Source organism: Phenylobacterium sp. (assembly GCF_031360265.1).
Taxonomy (GTDB): Bacteria; Pseudomonadota; Alphaproteobacteria; order Caulobacterales; family Caulobacteraceae; genus Phenylobacterium.
In genome coordinates, this window is sequence record NZ_JANMBF010000028.1 from 1 (window position 1) to 3,521 (window position 3,521).

Below are 3,521 nucleotides of genomic sequence, written 5' to 3' on the forward strand. Positions count from 1 at the left end.
CCGCCCGCCCCGCCCTTGCCGGTGTCATGCAACAGCATGGCCAGGTACAGCGCCTCGCGATCGACGATCAGCGGCATGATGGCGGTGGCCAGCGGATGGTCCCCGGCGAAGCGGCCCGCGTCGATGTCGGCGATCACGCCCACGGCCCGAAGGGTATGCTCGTCCACCGTGTAGGAGTGGTACATGTTGAACTGCATCTGGGCGACGATCCGCCCGAATTCCGGCAGGTAGCGGCCCAGCACATTGGCGTCGGTCATCAGGGTCAGGGTGCGCTGCGGGTCGCGGCCGTGGGCCAGGATCGACAGGAACACCTGGGCGGCGTGGCGGTCGCGACGGACCGCCGAGGTGATCAGGCTGACCGCCCGGGTGGCGGCGGTGAAGGCGTCCGGGTGCAGGTCGAGGTTGCGCTCGTCGGCGATCTTGAACAGCCGCAAGAGGTTCACCGGGTCGGACTCGAAGATCTGCGGGCCGTCGATATTCAGCCGCCCGCCGATCTCGTGGAATCCCGGTTCGTCGAGCGGCTTGCGCTTGGGCCGCCGCGCCGGCAGCAGCCGCGAGATGCCGCGCGGCGCGACCTTGACCCGCTCGGCCTCCAGCTTGGCGGCGAACACCCGGGTCAGGGCGCCGACCTCCTTGGCGATCAGGAAATAGCGGCGCATGAACCGTTCGACCGCCGGCGCGTCGCCCCGGTCGCCATAACCCATCCGCCGCGCCATTTCCGGCTGCAGGTCGAAGGTCAGTCGCTCTTCCGGTCGGCCGGTGGTGAAATGCAGGTGGCTCCGCACCGCCCAGAGGAAATCGAACGCCTGGATGAAGGCGCGGATCTCGTTTCGCTGGAACATCTCCAGCTGCATGATCTTCTCGATCGGCTGGCCCGGGTGCAGGTATTGGGCGATCCAGAACAGGGTGTTCAGATCGCGCAGCGCGCCCTTACCCTCCTTCACATTCGGCTCGACCATGTAGCGGCTGGCGCCGGCGCGGGCCTGGCGCTCGTCGCGCTCCTTCAGCTTGGCGGCGACGAATTCCGCACCGGTGCCACGAACCACCTCGTTCTGAAACCGCCGCACAAGCTCATCGGCGAGCTTCTGGTCGCCGGCCAGCCGTCGCGCCTCCAGGATCGACGTGCGGATGACGAAGTCTTCGCGGGAGAGCTTGATGCACTCCTCGATGGTCCGCGAGGCGTGGCCGACTTTGAAGCCCAGGTCCCACAGGGCGTAGAGCATGTATTCGATGACGCTCTCGGCGTGGGCGGTCTGTTTGTAGGGCCGCACGAACAGGAGATCGATGTCGGAGAAGGGCGCCAGCGTGCCTCGGCCGTAGCCGCCCACCGCCATCAGCGCCAGGCGCTCGCCTTCCGTGGGGTTGCGGGCGCGAAACACATGGACGGTGGTGAAGTCCCAGAGCGCGGTGATCACTTCGTCGGTGACGCCGGAGAGCAGGCCCGCGGTCTCGATGCCACCAGCCCCGTTCTCCAACCGCTCCTTGGCGATCATCCGGCCGCGAAACAGCGCCGCCTTGAGCAGCTCCAGCGCCGCCTTGCGCTGCGCCAGGGCGTCGCCCGACGCCTCCAGCGCGGCGGCCGACAGCAGGGCCCGCAGCCGCGCGCCATCGACGACATATTCCAGGCGGGTGGGACGAAGGCGGGGCGGCATGACGCAACAGATATAGGAATTCAGTTGCGCTTTCCCTCACCCTCTGCGGGAACGATGACTCAGCCGCGCCCAGCGGCTTGCCCGAGGCTGCGTGACCGCGCGACGCCGGCCAGGAGCGGCAGGGCCGTGCAGACGCCGATCGACACCCCCAGCGCGGCGCCATTGCGCAGCAGGAAACTCAGGGCGATCAGCATGACGCCGCCGGCGAACATGGCCCGGCCCGTGAAACGGTGAGTCTTGTCCCACACCGAGGCGTCGGCGAGCGTCCAGGGCGTGCGCAGACCGAAGATCCCGTTGCGGTGCGCCTTGCCGAGATAGTTGCCGACGCCGATCAGCAGCACGCCGGTGGCGATGGCGACCGGGCGCATGACGTTGAAATTGGCGTCGAGGGCCCGGCCGATCAACGCGGTCTGGACGATGAACAGCAGGCCCGCGACGCCGATCAGGGTCGCGTCAAAGGGCTCGGCTGCCCGCTCGACGCCGGAACGCATTCCGAGGTTCGGCGCGAAGGTCATGCTCGCGGTCACCAGGGCGGCGATGGCCGGGATCAGCCACAACGCCTCGCGTGACGAACCATGATGTCGATGTCCGTCGAGGCCAAGGTAGTTGATCGGCACGCCGACGCCGGCGGGAAGCCCGGTCCAGGCCCAGAATGCGACGACGGCGGTGGCGGCGACAAAAGCGGTCGCGACCCAGGTGGCTTGAGTAAGGCGCATCAGCTTTCTCCCGGGCGTGGTCGGGCCGCGAGCGGCCGCGACGTGGTTGTCTGGAATTTGAAGGCGTCCATGAGCGCCATCAGCGCCTCTTCGAGCACCGAGACGTTCAGGCGGTAGATGATGGTCGTGCCGGTCTTCTCGGGCGCGACCAGGCCCGCCTCGCGCAGCACCGCGAAGTGGCCACTGAGCGTCGGCTTGGCGAGCCGGAAATGGTCGGCCAGTTCCCCGGCGCTCATCTCGCGCTCACGCAGTAGTTCCAGAATGCGTCGCCGCGTGGGGTCGGCCAGGGCTCTATAGATTTCGGACACCGGAAGCCTATGCATCGTTTTGTATTTCGCTAAAAAGCAAAATACCGAAATGCGCATGCGGCACAAGGCTTATTTTGGTCAACGCCAAAATTAGGTCAGCAGGTCCGCGAGACGCGCCTCACCGGTCCAGAGCCTCGCACCCCAACCGGCGGCGCGGGCGGCCTCGATGTTGGCCGGGGTGTCGTCGATCAGCAGGAGCTCGGCCGGCGCGAAGCCGGTGCGCGCCTCGACGGCGGCGTAGAAGGCCGGATCCGACTTCCTGGCCCCGAGGTCGGCGGCGTAGTGCATGGCGTCGAACCTCTGGCGTAAGCCAAGGGCGGTCCAGAGGTGATCGGCGCGCAGATGTTCCTGCACCGTGGCGAGGTGGAGTTCGATGCCCGTGGCGCGGACGACGGCGAGGTCTTCGAGAAGCCGGGCGTCGAGCTGGGCGTCCCTTTCGAACCAGTAGGCGGCGAGCTGTTGGCTGGTCAGATGGGGCGCGATCCTTGCCAGCACCGGCGCCAGGCGCTCGTGCAGACCCGCCTGCCCCAGCACGATGTCGGTCCAGTGCGGCGCAAAGAAGTGCGTCTGCAACGCCGTGGGGGAAAGCCCGAGGTCGGCCTCAAGATTCGCCGCCCAGCCGCCGCGCCCTGGGATCACGATCACCCCATCGACATCGACCATCAGCGCCTTCAACGCCGGCCGCCGCGGCGCCCGACCGCGCACCTAGTGTCCCGATTCCGAAGTTCGCGGGCGCCTGAGGCCGGTGCGGACGAACTTCGGGATCGATGAGGACACTAGCAAGCCTTTGTTTCCTAGTGTGCTTCTTGGATCTGAAGTTCGCTCAGAGCCTGATCCCTCAAGAA

General features: G+C 67.3%; 4 protein-coding genes. All 4 read right to left on the reverse strand.

All coding sequences use genetic code 11. The features are described from left to right. Window positions 1-1,652: [protein-PII] uridylyltransferase (gene glnD, locus RMN86_RS02485; RefSeq protein ID WP_309604243.1), on the reverse strand; the 1,652-nt coding region annotated here is incomplete at its 3' end. A 59-nt stretch (window positions 1,653-1,711) separates the two neighbouring features. Next, window positions 1,712-2,368, reverse strand: a complete 657-nt coding sequence (locus tag RMN86_RS02490) for an SdpI family protein (protein ID WP_309604244.1) — start codon at window positions 2,366-2,368, stop codon at window positions 1,712-1,714. Continuing rightward, window positions 2,368-2,733, reverse strand: coding sequence for an autorepressor SdpR family transcription factor (locus tag RMN86_RS02495; RefSeq protein ID WP_309604245.1), 366 nt, complete (start codon window positions 2,731-2,733; stop codon window positions 2,368-2,370). Before RMN86_RS02495 ends, RMN86_RS02490 begins: the two co-directional genes overlap by 1 nt. A 33-nt stretch (window positions 2,734-2,766) precedes the next feature. Continuing rightward, window positions 2,767-3,381: an HAD-IA family hydrolase gene (locus RMN86_RS02500; protein ID WP_309604246.1), complete on the reverse strand. Its 615-nt coding sequence runs from the start codon at window positions 3,379-3,381 to the stop codon at window positions 2,767-2,769. Window positions 3,382-3,521: the final 140 nt, after the last annotated feature.